This window comes from Faecalibacterium sp. DFI.5.82, from assembly GCF_029076575.1.
Taxonomy (GTDB): domain Bacteria; phylum Bacillota; class Clostridia; order Oscillospirales; family Ruminococcaceae; genus Faecalibacterium; species Faecalibacterium duncaniae.
Genome location: NZ_JARFIS010000507.1, coordinates 1 through 311 on the forward strand (window position 1 = coordinate 1; position 311 = coordinate 311).

Annotated in this window: 1 protein-coding gene; it reads left to right on the top strand. The window is 55.0% G+C overall.

Annotated features, from left to right (window positions below; genetic code table 11):
• Nucleotides 1-63 precede the first annotated feature (63 nt).
• Entirely contained in the window at nucleotides 64-300 is a 237-nt protein-coding gene (gene rpsF, locus P0G09_RS17635; RefSeq protein WP_275253319.1) for a 30S ribosomal protein S6, read from the top strand.
• The last annotated feature ends 11 nt before the right edge of the window (nucleotides 301-311 follow it).

Sequence of the window (311 nt, forward strand, 5' to 3'; positions counted from 1 at the left end):
TGACGTGTGTACCCTTGGCCTCATAACCTTGAGGCCCTTAAGTCCAAAAGGAGGTGCTACAAAATGGCAAAGTACGAAACCATGCTGATAACCATCGCCGCTCTCGACGAGGAGGCTACCGCCGCTCTGGTTGGTAAGTTCAAGACCCTGATCGAGAACAACGGTACGATCGATTCCATCGACGAGTGGGGCAAGCGCCGTCTGGCCTACCCCATCAACGACGAGGAGGAAGGCGATTACACTGTGATCAACTTCACCAGCGAGCCCAGCTTCCCCGCTGAGCTGGACCGTGTGTACTAGATCACTGAAGG

Bases quoted from the DNA above. Each gene is read 5' to 3' on its own strand.
- rpsF (WP_275253319.1), top strand. From the start codon at position 64: ATGGCAAAGTACGAAACCATGCTGATAACCATCGCCGCTCTCGACGAG.